This window comes from Cysteiniphilum sp. QT6929 (assembly GCF_030035755.1).
GTDB classification, from domain to species: domain Bacteria; phylum Pseudomonadota; class Gammaproteobacteria; order Francisellales; family Francisellaceae; genus Caedibacter; species Caedibacter litoralis.
The window spans coordinates 1,701,699-1,721,313 of record NZ_CP103983.1; the positions used below are offsets into that span (position 1 = coordinate 1,701,699).

The following is a 19,615-nucleotide window of genomic DNA, read 5'->3' on the forward strand; positions in this document are numbered from 1 at the left end:
TTTTTATGAGTTAACTACTTCTACCTGCTGCCAGCATCTTATTTCCCACTTATTATCATGAGCTAATAATGCTAATTTAGGATCTGGATTCACGCAAACTGCTTTATCAACAAGCTTTAATAATGGCGCATCATTGATTGAGTCAGAGTAAAAAGTGCTTTGCTCAAATGCTACGGATTGTTTTTGCAGCCATTGTTGATAGTAGTGAACTTTGCCGCTACCAAAACTTAGTGGCTCGATAACGCCACCGGTGAGTTTGCCATTTTCTTTGACACTTTGTACACCGATAATATTTTCTTGATCAAATCCAAGTAAAAGACCAATGGGGCGCACTAAATCGATCAAGCTTGCGGATATTAATAAAATCTGATCTCCCTTTGCTACATGCTCCTTAATTGCTTGGTGAGATTCAGGGTAAGTGAAGTTCTTGACAATAAAGTGGGCAAAGTCTTTTAATGTGTTTTGTAATGAGCTTTCATTGTGTCCAATCAGAGGCTGTAAGATAAAGTGACAAAACCCGAGCATATCGACTTCACCGGCATGATAGGCGCGATCGTATGCCTCTTTGGTTGCCATAAAAGTTTTAGGGTTATTAACCAGTTCCTGATCACATAGATATTTTGCCCATTCATTGGAGCAGTCAACAGAAATAAGCGTGTGATCAAGATCAAAAATAGCGATATCAGACATGGTTTTGGCGTGGTGTTACGGTGAGTTTGTAGATATGATGATAAGCGATATGAACTTTGTCAAATAGAAATCTGAGGGGTGTTATGAGAGCTCAGTATCATTTTAGAAAGTACGCTAAAGGGCAGCTGTTAATTTGGGATGTTAAAAAGCTTGTTAGGCAATCACAGCATCTAAAAGCAATATCGATTAAAGTCGATCAAATTAAAGAGCTTGATCAGTGTTATTGGTATGAGCTTGGCGAAGAAAAACCAACATGCTCGAATATTATTGAGCATATAAAAATTATTCAAGCTGCTGATATGAGTTACCCGATTTTGCTGTGTGCCGATGGGCAAATTATGGATGGCATGCATCGGGTATGCAAAGCTAAGTTGGAAAATCGAGAAATCATTAACGCCATTCAATTTGAGGTGACACCTGAACCAGATTTTATCGATATAGACCCAAAGGACTTGGTTTATTAACAGGAGATAGGGCAAAAAGATATGGAAATCCTTGGCTGGGTTGGTGGTTTCGCGCATAATAAGTGCCAATATTTTGCAGGAACAAAGGATCGACATGTCTTATACTATAAAATCTAAAGCAGCTGTTGCTTGGCAAGCCAATAACCCCCTCTCAATCGAAACTATTGATGTATTACCATCTCAGAAAGGCGAAAGCATTCGTAGCGTGGTTGAGTTCTAAGATGGCTGGTGTTCAACATATTGAAGTAGATGCTGATCGCGAAGGTCAGCGCATTGATAATTTTCTGATTGGACAGTTTAGTAAACTACCCAAATCCTTGATATATCGTTGGATTCGCAAGGGAGACTTACGCGTCAATAAGAAACGCATTAAACAAACTTATCGCGTTGAGCCGGGTGATATTGTGCGCGTTCCACCCTTTATCCTTGAGGAAGAAGCGCCAGCTAAGGTAAGTGATAACCATTTGAGTTTCCTTGAATCACTTATTTTATTCGAGAATGCGGATTATATGATTATTAATAAGCCCTCTGGCATTGCCGTTCACGGTGGCTCAGGCGTTAACTCAGGGTTAATAGAGCGCTTGCGTCAACTGCGCTCTCAAGCTAAAAAGCTTGAGTTGGCTCATCGCTTGGATAAGGAAACCTCGGGTTGTATGATCATTGCCAAGAAATACAGCATCTTGACCTATTTTCATGAAGCTTTGAAAAAGCGTGAAGTGCAAAAGACTTATCACGCCCTAGTGCATGGCAGTTGGTCAAATAAAGTCAAACAGATTGACTTGCCATTAAAGCGTCACTTACTACTACATGGTGAGCGTATGGTGCGTGTTGATAAAATGGAAGGCAAAGACGCATTAACCAGTGTTAGAATCTTGCAGAAATTTGATCAATACACTTTGGTCGAAGCGATGCCGCACACCGGTAGAACGCATCAAATTCGTGTGCATCTTGCGGCATACCATTGCCCGATCGTTTGCGATAAAAAGTATGGTATTGCTGATAAAGATCAAGTATTGATAAAGAAAGGCTTTAATCGCCTATTTTTACATTCTGCCAATTTGTCGTTTAAGGATCCCAAAACTGGAGAAGATATGCGCTTTGAAGCGCCATATGATCGTGATTGTATAAAAATTTTAGGTTTACTCTAAATCATCAGTAGGTAAAAAGTCATGATTTAAGAGCTGTGCTACTGTATAAGGGCAGTGCTCAGGAAATGCTTTTTTAGCAATTTCTGTTTCCAAAGCAGCAAGATTAACTGCGCGAGCATATAATTTATCTTCAGTCATTAAGCCTTCAAGTAAGCGATATAAGCTTGGACTGTCTTCAAGCACATCTTCTATTGAATTGCGTTGCTCCCTAATAGTTCCTTGCCAACTAGTGCTTCTTTGACTCTCTTGATATTCCCATTTTAGTAAATGTGCAATAAGTACAATTAAACGACTTTTAAGCTCTCTAAAATCACTTTTACCCATACTTTCTACTTCCTCAACTAAATGTTCTATATCCACCTTATCAAAAGCTTTTTCTCTGAGTGCTTTAACTGTTTGCATGGTCCATGCATAGAAATCTCTATCATAAAGTGTATTTGCCATATCTTAATCTCCTAAACGTTAGCTTAGCTCTTTGAAGTATATACAATTTAAAAGTATACAGACAAAATTTTAGTGCAATGAAAGTAAATAAACTATAAGAAACTAAAAAGCGCACAATATGCGCGCTTGAAAAGAATATAGATGATTAAGCCGGAACCGCCCAACCTGTAACTTGCTGAAGGACTTTGCCCAATTCAGCAGGTGATTTACTAACAGCGACACCTGCGGCTTCAAGTGCTGCAAATTTCTCAGCGGCTGTACCTTTACCACCAGAGATGATGGCTCCTGCGTGACCCATACGCTTACCAGCAGGTGCGGTGACACCAGCGATGTATGATACAACTGGTTTAGTAACGTGCTTTTTAATGTACTCAGCAGCTTCTTCTTCAGCTGAACCACCAATCTCACCAACCATAATGATTGCTTCTGTTTGTGGATCGTTTTGGAACATCTCTAAAGCATCGATAAAGTTAGTGCCTGGAATTGGATCGCCACCGATACCGATACATGTTGATTGGCCAAAGCCTAAAGCAGTTGTTTGGTTAACTGCTTCGTATGTTAATGTACCAGAGCGTGATACGATACCAACTTTACCTGGCATATGGATGCTACCTGGCATAATACCGATTTTGCACTCGCCTGGCGTAATAACGCCTGGGCAGTTTGGACCGATCAAACGTGAGCCTGAGCGCTCAACATAAACTTTAGCTTCAAGCATATCCATAACAGGAATGCCTTCAGTAATACATACGATCAATTTGATGCCAGCATCAGCCGCTTCAATGATTGAGTCTTTACAAAAAGGAGCTGGTACGTAGATAACAGTTGCATCAGGTTGTACTGCATCAACGGCTTCTTGAACCGTGTTGAATACTGGTAGACCTAAGTGAGTTGTACCCCCTTTGCCTGGTGTGACGCCACCAACCATTTTTGTACCATAAGCAATCGCTTGCTCAGAGTGGAAAGTACCTTGCTTACCAGTAAAACCTTGGCAGATAACTTTTGTATTCTTATTAACTAAAACGCTCATACGTGAGATACCTCTTTAACTGCTTCGATGATTTTCTTCGCACCATCTGTGAAACCATTAGCAGCAATAATATTTAAACCGCTTTCTTTTAATTTTTTGGCACCTAACTCAGCATTTGTACCGGCAAGACGCACAACAACTGGCACTTTAACGCCAACTTCTTCAACTGCTGCCATAATACCTTCAGCAATCATGTCACAACGCACGATGCCACCGAAGATATTAACAAATACACCTTTAACAGCTGCATCAGATAGAATGATTTTGAATGCTTCTGATACGCGCTCTTTTGTTGCACCACCGCCGACATCTAGAAAGTTTGCAGGACGTCCACCGTGAAGTTTAACGATGTCCATTGTTGCCATTGCAAGACCAGCACCATTAACCATGCATCCTATGTCACCATCTAAAGCAACATAGTTAAGTTCCCACTCAGCAGCACGTGCTTCACGCTCATCTTCTTGCGATAAGTCACGCCATTCAGCTAATTGTGGTTGACGATATAATGCATTACCATCAACAGCTACTTTAGCATCTAGGCAGTGAAGATTACCTTCTTTGGTGATGACTAAAGGATTGATTTCTAAAAGCTCAAGATCTCTTTCTTGGAACATTTTTGCAAGACCTAAGAAAATCTTAGTAAATTGCTTGATTTGATTGCCTTCTAAGCCAAGCTTAAACGCAATTTTACGTGCTTGGTAAGGTTGCGCGCCGACGACTGGGTCAATAATTTCCTTGAAGATTTTCTCAGGTGTTTTTTCTGCAACTTCTTCAATCTCAACACCACCTTCAGTCGATGCCATAAAGATAATACGACGCGTGCTACGATCAACAACCGCGCTTAGATATAATTCTTTGGCAATATCAGTGCAGCTTTCGATAAGGATTTTGCTAACTGGCTGACCGTTTTCATCGGTTTGGAAAGTAACAAGACGTGTGCCCATCATGTTTTTCACAAAATTAGCAACATCTTCCTTGTTAGAAACAAGTTTCACGCCACCCGCTTTGCCGCGACCGCCTGCGTGAACCTGAGCCTTAACAACCCACATGTCACCACCAATTTTATCAACAGCAACCAATGCTTCTTCAACGCTTTCAACAGCATAACCTTTTGATACCGGTAAGCCGTATTCAGCAAAAAGCTGTTTTGCTTGATATTCATGTAAATTCATATCTTTCTCACTATTTACTTTATGGTTTGTTTAACAAAATTTTCATGTTCTGATCGACACAAAAACGAAAACACCGGCAAGTATATCCTAATATTAATGCTCGGTTAAGCATCAATTACCAAAGTTTTTGTTTTCGCTTTTTTTAATGAGTATATACTCATAGGAAATCTGTTTTTTGAATGTGTTTATGGAATTTTTAAACGAGATAGCACCTATTATTATCATTGCGGCAACCATTATTGCTATTTGTGTTGGCAGTTTTTTAAATGTGGTCATTGCGCGTCTGCCTGAAATACTAGATAAGCAATACAAAGATCAAGCCTATGACATTCTTGATATCTCGCCACCTGATATAAAGGGGAGGTTATCTGAAAATATTCATCGCAGGTCAGCTTGTCCGGCATGTCACCAGCAACTGAAGCCATGGCACAATATTCCTCTTGTAAGCTTTATCTTTTTGCGTGGTAAATGCAGCTTTTGCCGCAGTAAAATATCTTTACTTTATCCAAGTGTTGAATTCATTAGCGGTCTTCTGGTGTTTCTCACGCTGTACTATTTTGGTGTGACGTCTGCGGCATTGTCGTTATGTTTGATGTATTTCTTTTTAATTCCGCTCGCAGCGATTGACCTTAAACATTTTATGTTGCCTGATAATCTAACCTTGCCTTTGTTGTGGCTTGGGCTATTAATAAATTGCACCTTTGTTTTTAGCTCACCAATACAGGCAATATTGGGTGCAGTCCTTGGTTATGGCATATTATGGCTCGTATTTTGGGTGTTTAAATTCATTACCAAAAAAGAGGGCATGGGCTATGGTGACTTCAAATTAATGGCAGCCCTTGGCGCTTGGTTTGGCGCTCCAAGCTTGCTGTTTTTAATATTCACCAGTGCGGTGATCGGTATTGTGTTTGCTATTGTCATAAGCTTAATAAAGCGACGAGGAACTTCTCTGATTCCTTTTGGTCCATCCATTGCATTTGCTGGGATATTGTATCCTTTTATCGGTCAGACGCTCACTCATGCATATTTCCAAATGTTATACCACTCACAAACCATTTTATAGTATTACTAGCATTGAATTTTCTGCACTTTTGAGCAATTCTATTTTGACAATAGTCCTAGCTATTGCCTGCGATATAATTGCTCAAAAGGCTCAAAAACTTCTTCGTCATTGAACACCGCAAAATGATTTACGAGCGGTATATTCCCACATTTCTAGATAAGATTTATGTTAAGAGCAAAATCTAGCAGTAGACACCTCCGAAAAATTACTTTAGGATAAATCGCGTTTACAACAGGGGTGCCGTTGGCTGAGAGCAAAATGCAAGTTTTGTAACCCTTTGTACCTGAACTAGTTAGTACTAGCGTAGGAAGTTGTTATAACGATTTGTATTTTGTACTGTGCTCAAAATGATTGGCGCGATATATCACAAAAAGTTTTCCTACGCATGTAAAAGGCAAAATCTAAGGAGCCATACATGCCACAGCATAAAAAAACAGCATCAACTAGCGACAAAGCGTCATTGACCTTATCGGCTGATTTACAAGCAGCCTATCCTGCATCGAGCAAAAAATATCTTAAGACGGATGATAATCTTCACGTGCCTTTTCGCTATATTACCCAGAGCGATACACTAACCGAGCAAGGGCGTGTGCAAAATCCTGAGATTGCAGTATATGATACCTCAGGCAAATATAGTGATGAGTCTTACAAGCATGATTTGGTTGAGGGTCTACCCAAACTGCGCCAAGCATGGATTAAAGACAATAATGAGATCGAAACATTAGAAGACTTTAGTGCTGAGTTTACCCATACACAAAAAGACTTAGCATTTCCCAAGCGTGCTAAGCCATTAAAAGCAAAACAAGGCAACAATGTCACACAAATGCATTATGCGCGTCGCGGCATAATCACCAAAGAAATGCACTATGTTGCACTGCGTGAGAACTTAAAGCGTGCAAATGCGCATATTCAAGATCCTATTTTACTTAAGCAGCATCCTGGTGTTGATTTTGGCGCAAACATTCCCAATGAGATAACGCCTGAGTTTGTGCGCCAAGAGATCGCTTTGGGACGCGCGATTATTCCAAGCAATATCAATCATCCAGAAATGGAGCCGATGATTATAGGGCGAAATTTCAGTGTCAAAATCAATGCCAATATTGGCACATCTGCGGTGAGCTCCTCAATTGCTGAAGAAGTCGAAAAAATGGTGATCGCAACGCGTTGGGGTGCCGATACAGTGATGGATTTATCAACGGGTAAAAACATTCATCAAACGCGTGAATGGATTATTCGTAACTCACCTGTGCCCATTGGTACGGTGCCAATTTACCAAGCGCTCGAAAAAGTCGACGGTCAGGCAGAAAAACTGACATGGGAGATCTTTCGCGATACCTTGATTGAACAAGCTGAGCAGGGGGTGAGTTATTTCACCATTCATGCTGGTGTGCGTTTGAAATATATTCATCTAACTGCTAAGAGACTAACAGGTATTGTCTCGCGCGGTGGCTCAATTATTGCCAAATGGTGTATTGCGCATCACAAGGAGAGCTTCATCTACACCCACTTTGATGAGATTTGTGAAATTATGAAAGCCTATGATGTTGCTTTTTCTCTAGGTGATGGTTTGCGTCCAGGCTCTATTTTAGATGCCAATGATGAAGCGCAATTTGCTGAGCTTGAGACTCTGGGTGAGTTAACCAAGCGCGCGTGGGATCACGATGTGCAGGTGATGATTGAGGGACCAGGGCACGTGCCGATGCAAATGATTAAAGAGAATATGACCAAAGAGCTTAAGGATTGCTTTGAAGCACCGTTTTATACATTGGGTCCCTTGGTGACGGATATAGCACCTGGTTATGATCATATTACATCAGCGATAGGTGCTGCACAAATTGGCTGGTATGGTACCTCAATGCTCTGTTATGTGACACCGAAAGAGCACTTAGGGTTGCCGGATAAAGAGGATGTACGCGAGGGTATCGTTACTTATAAATTAGCAGCGCATGCAGCTGATTTAGCTAAGGGTTTTCCTGCGGCACAAATTCGCGATAATGCCTTATCAAAAGCCCGTTTTGAGTTTAGATGGCAAGATCAGTTTAATTTAAGCCTTGATCCACAAAAAGCACAGAGCTTCCACGATCAGACATTGCCAAAAGAAGGGCATAAGCTTGCACATTTTTGTTCGATGTGTGGGCCTAAGTTCTGTTCGATGAAAATCACTCAAGAAGTGCGTGATTATGCTAAAGAACATAAGCTTGATTTAGTGGATGTTGCAAACAAAGGCATGCAGCAGAAAAGTGAGGATTTCTTAGCGCAAGGCGCTGAAATTTATCATGTCGAATAGCATGCGTGTTGCGATTGTTGGTGGCGGTCTCGTCGGGCGCATACTGGCAATCACATTGCTTGAATCATTTGCTGACATTAGGATTGATCTATATGACAAAAACACTGATTTTAGTGGTAAATCAAGTTGCGGTTATGCGGCAGCTGGCATGGTTGCGCCTGTTTCTGAAGCATTAGATGAAGGGCAAATGATCTATGATCTATCACACGCTTCGGCAGAGGCTTGGCAGCGTATTGATCAGTGGTTATTGGGTGGTGTTTTCACTCAAACTGGAACCAATATCATTGCTCACCCTTTGGATCTGAGTGATCTTGAAACCAAAATTGTGCGTGCTCAAGGATTGAAATTACATGAACATGCTTACGCGCAAACCTCGTTAATCGATCAGTATGCTCAAGGAAAGCTTGCCCATCGCATGCTCCATATTGAGAACGAAGGTTGTGTTCATGTGCCGAAATTTTTTAGTCAATCAACACTCTATTTAATGAATCATCCAGGTGTTTCTTTACACTTGGCACAAGATATTTCTAAAGCCCGTCTGCAAGATTTGCAAAGAGATTATGACTATGTCTGTGATACGCGCGGACTGGGTGCTAAAGATAACCTTAATGATTTATATGGTATTCGTGGTGAAGCTTTAGTGGTTTATGCCCCTGAAGTTAACATCACAGGAATCACTAGATTATGCCATCCGCGCATGCCGCTATATATCGTGCCACGTGGCAGTGGGTTTTATTATATTGGTGCGACGATTGTCCAATCAGAAGATATGAGTCAGATGAGTGTGATTTCACAGCTTACGTTATTAAGCGCTTTAGTAACTGTTGATGAGGGTTTTGCCGAAGCACGGGTTATCAAAAACTTCACCCAAGTACGCCCGTGCTTTAAAGAGGGCTTGCCAAGGCTCATGCAACAGAATAACCTTATAACACTCAATGGCTTTTATCGACATGGTTATCTTTTAGCACCTATCTATGCGTTAAAAGTTATCGATAAAATGAGAAGTGATATAAAAGATATAAAAATAGTGGAGCAAGCATGATAGAGATCATATTAAATGGTGAGAAGAAACAATTGAAAAGTCAGCAATCATTGCAGACGTTATTAACTGATATCGGCTTTGCTTCAAGCTATGCTGCGGTTGCGGTCAATAAATCAATTATTGATCACAGTGCTTATGATACAACAGAAATTAAACAGGGTGATGAGATCGATATTCTTACACCCATGCAAGGTGGTTAGATGGAGCAATTACAGCTTTATGATATGAATATTGATTCACGCATGCTTTTGGGAACAGCGCTCTATCCAAGCTTGGAGAGTATGTGTGATGCGATTAATACGTCACAAACGCAAATGGTCACCGTGGCATTAAAGCGCGAATTACACGGTGGCAAAAATAACTTTTTCTGGCAGAGCATACAGCAAAGTGGCTGCCATGTATTACCCAATACCGCGGGCTGCAAGACAGCAGATGAAGCGTTGATGATTGCTAAGGCAGCAAGGCAAATTTTCAATACGGATTTTATTAAGCTTGAAGTCATTGGTGATAGTCACACCTTACAACCTAATGTGTTTGAGCTTATTAAAGCAGCAAAAATTCTCATTGATCAAGGGTTTAAGGTGCTGCCTTATTGCACCGATGATTTAATCGTCTGCCAACAACTGGTCAATCTAGGCTGTAAAGTGATTATGCCGCTAGGTTCTTATATTGGTAGTGGGCAAGGCATTGTTAACCCGTCGGCATTTAAGCTGTTACGTTCGCGCTTGAAAGACATTACACTCATTGTTGATGCCGGTATTGGCACGCCATCGGATGCCGTCTTAGCTATGGAGCTTGGTTTTGATGGCGTGCTCTTAAATAGTGCGGTGGCGTTAGCTGAAAACCCACCACTGATGGCGGATGCTTTTCGTTTGGCGATTGAATCTGGCAGAAAAGCGTATTTAGCTAAACGCATGCCACAAAGAGAGCTAGCTCAAGCAAGTACACCACTGCAAGATACGCCGTTTTGGCATCAAATAAACTAAGTTATGGAGTTACGCTCTTTAGAAAAAACTATGATTTTATAAACACCCCGTCAGCCTGCGGCTGCCACCCCTCTTGCAAAGAGGGGAATTGGGCAACGGTAATTTTATATTCCCCTCTTTGCAAGAGGGGTGCCGAGTTTGCGAGGCGGGGTGTTGAAATAGGAAAAGTCCGTAACTTCAGCTATTATGCAATAGGAGCAAATATGTCAAACACGAAGGAAACACGAGTAAGAAATAAACCAATGATTGCCGTCTCAAGTTGTCTTTTGGGTAATAATGTTCGTTTTAATGGCGCTAATTCTCATAAGAAAATGATCACCGAAGAATTGGCACTTGTTTTTGATTACCAGCCTGTGTGTCCAGAGATGTCAGCAGGTTTTGGTGTGCCGCGTGAGCCTATTTATCTTGAGTTGAAAGAGAATAACAATATTGCGGCAGTGAAGCATGACCAAGTTACCGATGTCAGTGCGCAATTACAACAAGGTGTTGATAAAGCCGCATCAAGCTTTCAAGATGTTGACGGCTTTATTTTAAAAAAGTCCTCACCTAGCTGTGGCAATGGCAGTGTTAAACTTTACAATGATAAGCATGGGATCATTCATAACAAAGCAGATGGTTTTTTCGTGGCATATGTTAAAAAGCATTGCCCCCTTTTGCCACTTGAGGATGAAGGTCGTTTAAATGATCCTTATTTAAAAGAACATTTTATCAAGCGTGTGCTATTGACTAGACAAGCTAAAAATGAAGTATTACATGCTCAAAACATTAATGATCTGATGGCTTTTCATACACGTCATAAAATTATCTTACGTTTACATCATCCTGATGCGCAAAAAGCTTTAGGTCGCTTGCTTGCTAATGGACATCAGCAAAACTTTGAGCTAGTTAAGAAAAGCTATTATGAAATGTTTTTAATGGCGCTGCAAAAAGTAGCTACGCGTGGCAAACATCATACGATTTTGCAGCGCATGTTGCGTGAAATTAACAAATTGATCTCAAAACAAGAACGTGATGATTTGCAACATAAAATCAAACAGTATCATGTAGGCATTTTGCCGCTAGCAGTACCTGTTGAGATTATTAAGCACTACCTTACACGTTATGATATTGAGTTCTTAGCGCAACAAAGTTATCTAAATCTATACCCAGAATCTCTGGGGCTTATGAGTAAAATGTGATGATAAAAGAAGATAATAAAGCCAACCTATTAATCATTGGTGGCATTGATCCAACAGCACACGCGGGTGTGTTGCAAGATATCAAAGTAGCTAACTATTTTAAGGTAGATTGTGCTGCCGTGATATCGGCAAATACTGTGCAAAATGATTATGATTTTATGATGCTCAACGCTGTTGATGATGCTATCTTTTATGAGCAATTTACCGCTATTGTTGATGCATATAAACCACAAGTGATTAAAAGTGGCGTGCTAGCTTCGGTTGCTCAAATTAAGATGCTAAGTAAATTTTTGCAAGCTAATCCACAGGTGAAATATATCTGCGATCCAGTGATTGCAACAAGCTCAGGTGGCATGTTGATGAGTGCAGATGCTGTTAGTGTATTCAAGCAGCAGTTATTACCACTGTGTTACTTATTAACGCCAAATTTACCTGAAGCGGCTATTTTGTTAAATGATGAGAGTATCAAACAAAAATCATCTGTTGAGATTGCGCACACATTAAAAAGCTTATATGGAATACAATATGTCTTATTAAAAGGAGGACATGCTTTAGTCAAAAACCAAAGGGGCTGTGATTATTTGACACTTGCATCTCAACAAGGTGTGCATTATCAAAGCAAAGCAGTCTATGTGGGTAATATACGTGGTACGGGTTGCGCCTTGGCAAGCAGTATTGCGGCTCTTGTGGCGCAATGTCATGAAATAACAGAAGCGATTTGTATTGCTAAATATCATTTATCACAGCAGATGGATAAAGCGGTTAATGATCTCCCTCAACTAGAGGTTAGACATTTAAGCTATTATGCTCAAGGTGCTATGGATCATGCGAGTTATTTGCCAGAGGTGAGTTATCAAAAAACTGAAAATAAAAAGTTTCCACCAATGTCTCATCCAATAGGTTTTTATCCGATTGTTGATCATGTTGATTGGTTAGAAAAATTGGCGAAATTAGGCGTTAAAACCATTCAGTTGCGACTAAAAGACTTACCAGCAGATCACTTGGAAACTCAAATTAAAAAAGCAAATGGTGTTGCTAAAGCCTATAATTTATCTTTATTTATTAATGATCATTGGCAGCTGGCGATTAAATATCAATGTTTTGGTGTTCACTTAGGGCAAGAGGATCTAGATACTGCCAATTTGCATGAGATTGCTGAAGCGGGTCTGCGACTAGGAATCAGCACGCACAACTATTTTGAATTAGCGCGCGCATTAATACTCAAGCCTTCATATATTGCGTTAGGTCCCATTTACCCGACAACGACCAAAGAGATGAAGTTTAATGAGCAAGGATTAGATAAATTGCGTATTTGGCGTAAACTTTGTCAAGAAACACCGCTTGTTGCGATTGGTGGAATCTTTGAGCCACAAATGTCTGATGTCTGGAAGTGTGGTGTCGATGGTGTTGCGGTTGTGAGCTACATAACCAAGACTCAAGATCTGCAAAGGGCTGTGGCAACAGCGCAAGACTTTGAGCAGATAGCTCTGGGAAATCGTATTGAATATAGTATATGATGATGTGTATTAATAATTGGAGTTACGCACTTTAGAAAAAACTATGATTTTATAAACACCCCGTCAGCCTACGGCTGCCACCCCTCTTGTAAAGAGGGGAATTAGGTGGCAGTGATTTATATTCCCCTCTTTGCAAGAGGGGTGCCGAGCTTGCGAGGTGGGGTGTTGAAATGGAAAAAGTTCGTAACTTCAATGAATAAAGATGGAAGTGACATATCAGGAGCACATAATGCAAGTTAAGCAAATCAAGAATATCAAGAAAGTCATTTTTACAAGCAGTGCAGCAACAGCGATGGTTTTATTTAGCAATAGTGCGTTAGCTAACCAAAAGCTATTGCGTGTTTGTACCACAGGAGACTATCCACCATTGACATCATATGATGCAAATACGGGAGAGTATAAAGGCTTTGCAATCACTGTCGCAAAAGAGTTTGCGCATAAGATTCAGCGTAAAGTTGAATTTGTGCATAGTACATGGTCGACCTTAAGTGATGATCTTAAGACAAAATGTGACATCGCGATGGGTGGTATTAGTTACACACCTGAGCGTGCAAGCATGTTTTATTTATCAACGGGCGTGTTGTCGAACCAAAAAGCTCCTATTTTTTCTAAAGCAAATGAGTCTACGTTTAAAAACCTTGCGAGCATTGACCAAAAAGGTGTGACCGTTATTGAGAATAAAGGTGGCACAAATCAGCCTTTTGCTGAGAGCTATATTCGTAATGCTGAAGTAAAGATTTTACCAACCAATGCAGAAGTGTATGCCTGTTTGAACAAATACCCTCAAAAGAAACTTGTTATGTTTACTGACAAAATTGAAGTGCAATACCGTGCAGATATGAAAGATAGTGTGTTGAGTGATAATGGACTTAAATTTGATTTAAATTCTATCTCAGGCAATAAAGTCAGCCAAAAGGTTTTTATGACCAATAAAACCAAAGATGGCAAGTGGTTAATTAAGAAAATGAACAGCTTTTATAAGCATCATAAAAAAGACTTCAATATGTGGTATCAAGATGCCTTAAAAATGCAATATCCTGCAGTGAACGCGAGTTGCCCATTTTAGTGTTTTAGATCATAGGATAAATAATGGATTATCAGAAAATTATCGATGAATACCCGCAAGAATATTGTTCATTACTTGAGCTTTGCTATGGTGAGGGCATGATGTCAGAAGGCGGGAGTGAAGCTATTGATCAGCTTTTTTCAGGTGTTGATTTATACAATAAAAAAGTATTAGAAATTGGCTTCGGTCAAGGCGGTTTGGCGCAATATATTTCAAATAAATATCCAAGTATTGACTATCATGGTGTTGAGATTAATGCAGATATGGTTAAGCATGCAAATAAACATTACAAGAAGCCAAACACGCATTTCTATCACTTAGAAAACCCTGATGTTTTGCCCTTTCCCAAGCTCAGCTTTGATCTGATATTTTCCAAAGGAGTATTGGTGCATTTGGATAATAAACTGCCATTATTTACAGAAATACATCGTGTTTGTAAAAAAGATGCACTGTTTATTGTGAATGACTGGTTAAGTCCAGATGGGGCAGGATTTGGAGAGCTTGTCGATAAAATGTGTGAGCTTGAAGGATTAACGCTTTATCCAACAACTATGACCCAATATGTTGAAGTATTAACAGCGGCGGGATTTTTAGTAGAGTCGATGACTAGCGAAAATAAAGCGTATGCGCAATATAATGCCGATGTTGTGACACGTTTGCAGCAACAAGCAATAAAACAGCAATTTCTAGCAACACATAGTGAAGAAGAATATCAAGAATGTATTGATGCCTATGGCTGGATTTCACAGGCTTTTGCACAGGAAAGTTTGTTATTAAGACGTTTTGTAAGTAGGAAAACCAAGCCATGAAAACCCATGAAATTGTACATCCCATTGTTCAGCATAAATTAAGCCTATTAAGGGATGAGTCGACTTCAAGTCGTGACTTTAGGATGATCACTAGCGAGCTTGCCATGCTGTTATGTTATGAGGCATTAAGTGATCTGATGGTTGAAGAGGAAATTATTGATCATTGGCAGGGGCGACTTGCAGTGCCTATGCTTAAAAAACCATTGCCGACTTTTTGCCCGATACTGCGTGCAGGACTTGGCATGTTAGATGGTGCGTTATCTTTATTACCCAATGCACCTGTAACAATGATCGGTGTCGAGCGTGATGAAGAGACTGCTAAGCCGCGTGAGTATTACTTCAAAGCATGTGTTGACATTAGTAGGCGCACCGCGGTCATTCTCGATCCGATGCTTGCCACTGCCGGATCAATCAATAAAACGGTTTCACTGCTTAAATCCGAAGGATGCAAGCATTTTATTGTGGTGACGCTATTATCCTCACCAGAGGGTATTGCAGCTCTTGAGAAAGCGCATCCCGAGGTTGAACTTTATACCGCCTCAATTGATCAATGTCTTAATGAAAAAGCCTATATTATCCCTGGACTTGGTGATGCAGGTGATAAAATTTTTGCAACTCGTTAGCTGCGAATATGCTAAACTGATTCGTAAAGATGTTTAACTGAATCTAAAAGGCGTTATGATGAGCGGAAAAATTCAAGTTACAGTCGATGAAAGTTTAAATAAAGCAATCCATATTCAGGCTCAAAAAATGGGATTGTCTGTTAGTTCTTATGCAAGATACGCCATTAAAGATTTTATGGCGCGAAATAATTCACATAAGACCCTGTTGGAAAAGGCTATGGAATCTGAAAGCGAGGAAATTTCGCTAGCTGCTTTTAAAAAACAAATTAAGGCACTAAAAGGTGCTTAAGTTATATCAAAAGAAAGAATTCAAAAAAACGCTTAAAAAATATCGTCATAAGCCAAAAGTGCTTAATGAGTTAGATAAAGTTGTCGAATTGCTAATACATGAGCAAGTCTTGCCTGTGAAATATAGAGACCATGAATTATCAGGAAACTTTAAAGGAGTGAGAGAGTTACACTTATTTCCAGATGATCTTTTAATGTATGTTAAAATTGAAAAGGAAAGTGTTACGCTGCTTGCGATAGGTAGTCATGCTGAGTTATTTGGTTGAACACATCATCTTTACCGATTTCCTATGATATTTACAAGCGGTGGCATCAATTTTATGGCATGATATAGCCCAAATTATCAAAGCATAATAAAAAGGAAAAGTTATGTTGGTTGGTCTGATCATTGCCGCCTTTATATTGGGTCTTATTGTTGGGTTTTTATTCGTCAAAGTTTCAAGCAAATCACAACAGATGAAGTTAAAAGCACTTGAAGAGCAATTCCCGCAAATCGAGGCGCTACTTCAGGATAAAGAGAGTCAACTGCAGCAAAGCCAGCAGCAAAACTTGGTGTTGACAACAGATCATAAGCATTACCAAGAGCAAGAAAGGCGCTTAAGCCAAGAGCTTAGTATGACGAAACAAAAATTTGAGATTCGTAGTGAGGAAGTGCTTAAGCTACAAAATAAACTTGCTAGTGATGAGGTCAAGATTGATTCGTTAGCTAAAGATGGCGAGCGCTTGATGGTTGAGCTTAATAAGTTGTCAACTAAGCATGATGAGCTGTTAGCTAAGGTTGATCATTTAACTGAGGAAAAATCAGCACTTCAGGCGGAGCGCTCAAAACTCTTAAAGCACATTGAAGCACAAGAGCAAAATGCACAGGAAAAAATTGCACTATTAGAGAATGCCAAAAAGAGTTTGACCGAGCAGTTTGAGAATTTGGCAAATCGCATTTTTGAGGAAAAGGGCGAGAAGTTTGCCAATCAGAATAAAGTGAATTTAGCAGAAGTATTGCAGCCGTTTAAAAATGATATCAATGAGTTTAAGAAGAAAGTTGATGATGTCTATGTGCATGAAGCCAAGGAGCGAGCCTCATTACAAAAAGAAGTCAATAAGCTGTTTGAATTAAATCAAGAGATGAACAAAGAAGCGAAGAATCTTACCAAAGCGCTTAAGGGTGATAAGAAACTGCAAGGCGATTGGGGTGAAGTGGTGCTTGAGCGTGTGCTTGAATCATCAGGTTTGCGGAAAGGTCATGAGTATGATGTGCAGACAAGCTTCAAAGCAAGTGATGAGGAGGATAATACCAAAGTCATGCGCCCTGATGCGATTGTTCACCTACCCGATGGCAAAGATGTCATTATCGATGCTAAGGTTTCCTTGGTGAGTTATGATGCCTATACGCGTGCTGATAGTGATAGCTCAAAACAAGAGTATCTTAAGAAGCATATTGAAGCGATTCGTCAGCATATTGCATTGTTATCATCTAAAAACTACGAGCGTTTATCGCAAGTTAACTCATTGGATTTTATTTTGATGTTTATGCCAATTGAGGCAGCTTTCGTGGTGGCATTTCAACATGATGATAGCTTGTTTCAAGAAGCCTTTAAAAAGCGCATTATTATCGTAACACCAACGACCTTATTGGCAACATTAGGCACTATTCGTAACACATGGAAATATGAAAGCTTAAATAAAAACGCCAGTGACATCACCGAGCGCGCAACTAAGATGCTCGATAAATTCCGTGGTTTTGTCGAAGACGTTGAAACACTTGGTAAGCAGTTAGATAAAACCAGAGAGACTTATGATGGTGCGCTGAACAAGCTAACCAAAGGCAGAGGAAATTTGATCTCTCAAGCCGTGCAATTAGAAAACATGGGGGTGCATATGAAAAAATCTTTGCCTCAAGATATTGTTGAGCAATCAGAACTGGAGTTGTCACAACATGAAGATAAGTAAGTTTATTGCCCATAGAGGGGCAAATAAAATCGCGCCTGAAAATACGATGTTGGCATTTGAAAAGGCCTATGAGGCAGGAGCGCGCTGGATTGAGTTGGATGTGCAGTTAAGTGCTGATAATATGCTTTTTATCTTTCATGATAATAATGCTAAGAAGCTTACAGGATTAGATGTTGATCTAACGAGTCAAGCTTGGGCTGATATTAGTAAGCTTCATGTATTAAGCGATCATGTTCCAAAGACACATGCCAAGATCCCAACGATGGATGAATATTTAGCTTGGATGGCAACTAAATCGGATCTATATACCAATATTGAGATTAAGGTCAAAGCTGAATTTGATGCTGATTATGAAGCGTGCTTGGTTAAACACTTATTGGATCTTGTTGAGCGTTACCCGCAATTACATTTACGCATTTTGTTATCGAGTTTTTCAGAGTACGTCTTAGCGCAATTGGCTGAAAGTAAAACAAAACTGGCATGTGAGTTTTTGCTTGAGGTTGAAGATTGGCAGCGTGAAGAGCATAGTATTTTTACTGAAACAAAGAAGAGGTTTGATCAGTGGGGCTGTATTGCTCTTGGTATTAATAGTGCGGTACTTAATCGTGAGCGTATTGTGCAATTAAAAAAAGCTTTTCACACCGTGCTGGTTTATTCGATTGGTTCATTACCGGATGAAGAAATTCATAAGTTACTTAGCGAGGGTGCTGATAGTGTATTTATCGATAGTATGACTGCGTTGCAATCTGACATAAAGCGCATTGGTTTTTTAGCAACAGGCGATGAAATCACAACTGGAGATGTCATTAATACCAACACGCCTAAGTTGGCTGAAAAGCTATACGAACACGGCTTTCAGCCGGGGTTACATCTAGCTAGTTTTGACGCAAAGGAAAAACTTAAAACAAGTCTTCGCTTTTTACTACAAGAGCATGATGTTGTTATTACAGTGGGTGGTTTGGGGCCCACCGAAGATGATAAGACTTGCGAGGCGATTGCAGAAGTTTTTAATAAACCGTTAGTGTTTAATGAAGATTCTTGGCAGAGAATTTTCACGCGTATATCCAGTCGCTTTGCAACGGTGCCTGAAAATAACAAAAAGCAAGCTTATTTCCCTGAAAGTGCTGAAGTGCTCGTTAACACGCAAGGAACAGCAGATGGTTGTTATGTCAATGTTGATAATAAGCATTTATTTATGCTACCGGGTCCGCCACATGAGTGTTTGCCAATGTTTGATCAAGAGGTTTTACCTAGACTGCTTCATTTGCAGCTACATAACACACCGGTACGCTATCAATGGCAGTTATTGGGCGCTTCAGAGGCACATATTGCCAAGATGTTAAGTCCATTGGCTGCTGAATATCAGCTAGAGCTTGGTTATCGTGCGGCATATCCATATCTTGAGGTTAAGCTACATGTCACGACTGCACAGGATGTGTCGTTACTGGCTCATGAGATTACCAAAGTGGTTGAGCCGTTTTTAGCAACAACGACTAAGCAACATGCCAGTGAAGTGCTTAAAACTTATCTTAAAACAGGTGAAGTGAGCTTAAGTATGCAAAAGGATGTCACCAAAGGTTATGTATACAGTCATTTAGCACAATTGATGCCAGTTACTGAAACTAAGCCAAAGTTAAGTGTTCAGTTGCAAACCAATGGCATGCTTGGGTTTTGGAGCAAAAGCGCGCAATTGGTTGATGATCTGTCTTTAGTTATTAAGGCGAATGATCACATTAAAAATAGAAGCTTTGAACAAGAGCATCATGTGCGTTTTAGCAATAAAGGTAAGCATAGTTTTCAATTTATATATGAGTGGATTTGTGCGCAAGTCTTACATGTTATTCAAAAAGAGGGGATTTAA

At 40.0% G+C, this 19,615-nt stretch carries 20 protein-coding genes, 1 pseudogene and 1 riboswitch; of the genes and pseudogenes, 17 read left to right on the forward strand and 4 right to left on the reverse strand.

The features are described from left to right. Window positions 1–3 precede the first annotated feature (3 nt). Complete coding sequence (locus NYP54_RS07420) at window positions 4–690, reverse strand: HAD-IB family hydrolase (protein WP_283155975.1); 687 nt, start codon at window positions 688–690, stop codon at window positions 4–6. Window positions 691–773: 83 nt separating this feature from the next. Between NYP54_RS07420 and NYP54_RS07425 the strand changes: the two genes are divergently transcribed. The 3 genes from NYP54_RS07425 (at window position 774) to NYP54_RS07435 (ending at window position 2,302) form a co-directional block, all read left to right on the forward strand. Then, a complete protein-coding gene (locus tag NYP54_RS07425; RefSeq protein WP_283155976.1) occupies window positions 774–1,154 on the forward strand; it encodes a hypothetical protein in 381 nt (126 codons plus the stop codon). Window positions 1,155–1,248: 94 nt separating this feature from the next. Further along, window positions 1,249–1,374 carry a hypothetical protein gene (locus NYP54_RS07430; protein WP_283155977.1) on the forward strand — a complete coding sequence of 42 codons (126 nt, stop codon included), beginning with the start codon at window positions 1,249–1,251 and terminating at the stop codon, window positions 1,372–1,374. Between the two features lies 1 nt (window position 1,375). Beyond that, on the forward strand, window positions 1,376–2,302 hold the full coding sequence (locus NYP54_RS07435) for an RluA family pseudouridine synthase (RefSeq protein WP_283155978.1): 927 nt from the start codon (window positions 1,376–1,378) through the stop codon (window positions 2,300–2,302). Here the strand turns inward: NYP54_RS07435 and NYP54_RS07440 are convergent. The 3 genes and pseudogenes from NYP54_RS07440 to sucC form a co-directional block, all read right to left on the reverse strand. Continuing rightward, window positions 2,294–2,746, reverse strand: coding sequence for a DUF29 domain-containing protein (locus tag NYP54_RS07440; protein ID WP_283155979.1), 453 nt, complete (start codon window positions 2,744–2,746; stop codon window positions 2,294–2,296). The two genes, NYP54_RS07435 and NYP54_RS07440, sit on opposite strands and share 9 nt — an antisense overlap. Window positions 2,747–2,891: 145 nt before the next feature. Beyond that, on the reverse strand, window positions 2,892–3,776 hold the full coding sequence (gene sucD, locus NYP54_RS07445; protein WP_151193626.1) for a succinate--CoA ligase subunit alpha: 885 nt from the start codon (window positions 3,774–3,776) through the stop codon (window positions 2,892–2,894). Further along, window positions 3,773–4,954 (reverse strand): annotated as a pseudogene (sucC, locus tag NYP54_RS07450) (ADP-forming succinate--CoA ligase subunit beta); the annotation flags it as partial. The gene sucD and the pseudogene sucC, both read right to left, overlap by 4 nt. A gap of 181 nt (window positions 4,955–5,135) precedes the next feature. Between sucC and NYP54_RS07455 the strand changes: the two are divergent. From NYP54_RS07455 to NYP54_RS07520, 14 genes are all read left to right on the forward strand, one after another. Next, a complete protein-coding gene (locus NYP54_RS07455) occupies window positions 5,136–6,011 on the forward strand; it encodes an A24 family peptidase (RefSeq protein ID WP_283155980.1) in 876 nt (291 codons plus the stop codon). Window positions 6,012–6,234: 223 nt separating this feature from the next. After that, a riboswitch (TPP riboswitch) is annotated at window positions 6,235–6,338 on the forward strand. An 88-nt stretch (window positions 6,339–6,426) separates the two neighbouring features. Further along, window positions 6,427–8,298, forward strand: coding sequence for a phosphomethylpyrimidine synthase ThiC (gene thiC, locus NYP54_RS07460; protein WP_283155981.1), 1,872 nt, complete (start codon window positions 6,427–6,429; stop codon window positions 8,296–8,298). After that, the gene (locus NYP54_RS07465) at window positions 8,288–9,340 is read left to right on the forward strand and encodes an FAD-dependent oxidoreductase (protein WP_283155982.1); all 1,053 of its coding nucleotides are present in this window, start codon (window positions 8,288–8,290) and stop codon (window positions 9,338–9,340) included. The genes thiC and NYP54_RS07465 overlap by 11 nt, the downstream gene beginning before the upstream one ends. Next, window positions 9,337–9,540: a sulfur carrier protein ThiS gene (gene thiS / locus NYP54_RS07470; protein WP_283155983.1), complete on the forward strand. Its 204-nt coding sequence runs from the start codon at window positions 9,337–9,339 to the stop codon at window positions 9,538–9,540. Before NYP54_RS07465 ends, thiS begins: the two co-directional genes overlap by 4 nt. Continuing rightward, window positions 9,541–10,326 (forward strand): thiazole synthase, encoded by a 786-nt coding sequence (locus NYP54_RS07475; protein ID WP_283155984.1) that lies wholly within the window; start codon window positions 9,541–9,543, stop codon window positions 10,324–10,326. 203 nt (window positions 10,327–10,529) lie between these two features. Beyond that, window positions 10,530–11,504: a DUF523 and DUF1722 domain-containing protein gene (locus NYP54_RS07480; RefSeq protein ID WP_283155985.1), complete on the forward strand. Its 975-nt coding sequence runs from the start codon at window positions 10,530–10,532 to the stop codon at window positions 11,502–11,504. Beyond that, a complete protein-coding gene (gene thiE / locus NYP54_RS07485) occupies window positions 11,504–13,021 on the forward strand; it encodes a thiamine phosphate synthase (RefSeq protein WP_283157525.1) in 1,518 nt (505 codons plus the stop codon). Before NYP54_RS07480 ends, thiE begins: the two co-directional genes overlap by 1 nt. Before the next feature lie 229 nt (window positions 13,022–13,250). Then, window positions 13,251–14,087, forward strand: a complete 837-nt coding sequence (locus tag NYP54_RS07490) for a transporter substrate-binding domain-containing protein (RefSeq protein ID WP_283155986.1) — start codon at window positions 13,251–13,253, stop codon at window positions 14,085–14,087. Window positions 14,088–14,110: 23 nt separating this feature from the next. Further along, the gene (locus NYP54_RS07495) at window positions 14,111–14,896 is read left to right on the forward strand and encodes a class I SAM-dependent methyltransferase (protein ID WP_283155987.1); all 786 of its coding nucleotides are present in this window, start codon (window positions 14,111–14,113) and stop codon (window positions 14,894–14,896) included. Further along, a complete protein-coding gene (upp, locus tag NYP54_RS07500) occupies window positions 14,893–15,519 on the forward strand; it encodes a uracil phosphoribosyltransferase (RefSeq protein ID WP_283155988.1) in 627 nt (208 codons plus the stop codon). The genes NYP54_RS07495 and upp overlap by 4 nt, the downstream gene beginning before the upstream one ends. A 58-nt stretch (window positions 15,520–15,577) precedes the next feature. Then, window positions 15,578–15,808, forward strand: a complete 231-nt coding sequence (locus NYP54_RS07505; protein WP_192483488.1) for a hypothetical protein — start codon at window positions 15,578–15,580, stop codon at window positions 15,806–15,808. Then, complete coding sequence (locus tag NYP54_RS07510) at window positions 15,801–16,073, forward strand: type II toxin-antitoxin system YafQ family toxin (protein ID WP_283155989.1); 273 nt, start codon at window positions 15,801–15,803, stop codon at window positions 16,071–16,073. The genes NYP54_RS07505 and NYP54_RS07510 overlap by 8 nt, the downstream gene beginning before the upstream one ends. Before the next feature lie 103 nt (window positions 16,074–16,176). Continuing rightward, a complete protein-coding gene (gene rmuC / locus NYP54_RS07515; RefSeq protein ID WP_283155990.1) occupies window positions 16,177–17,754 on the forward strand; it encodes a DNA recombination protein RmuC in 1,578 nt (525 codons plus the stop codon). After that, window positions 17,741–19,615, forward strand: coding sequence for a glycerophosphodiester phosphodiesterase family protein (locus NYP54_RS07520; protein WP_283155991.1), 1,875 nt, complete (start codon window positions 17,741–17,743; stop codon window positions 19,613–19,615). Before rmuC ends, NYP54_RS07520 begins: the two co-directional genes overlap by 14 nt.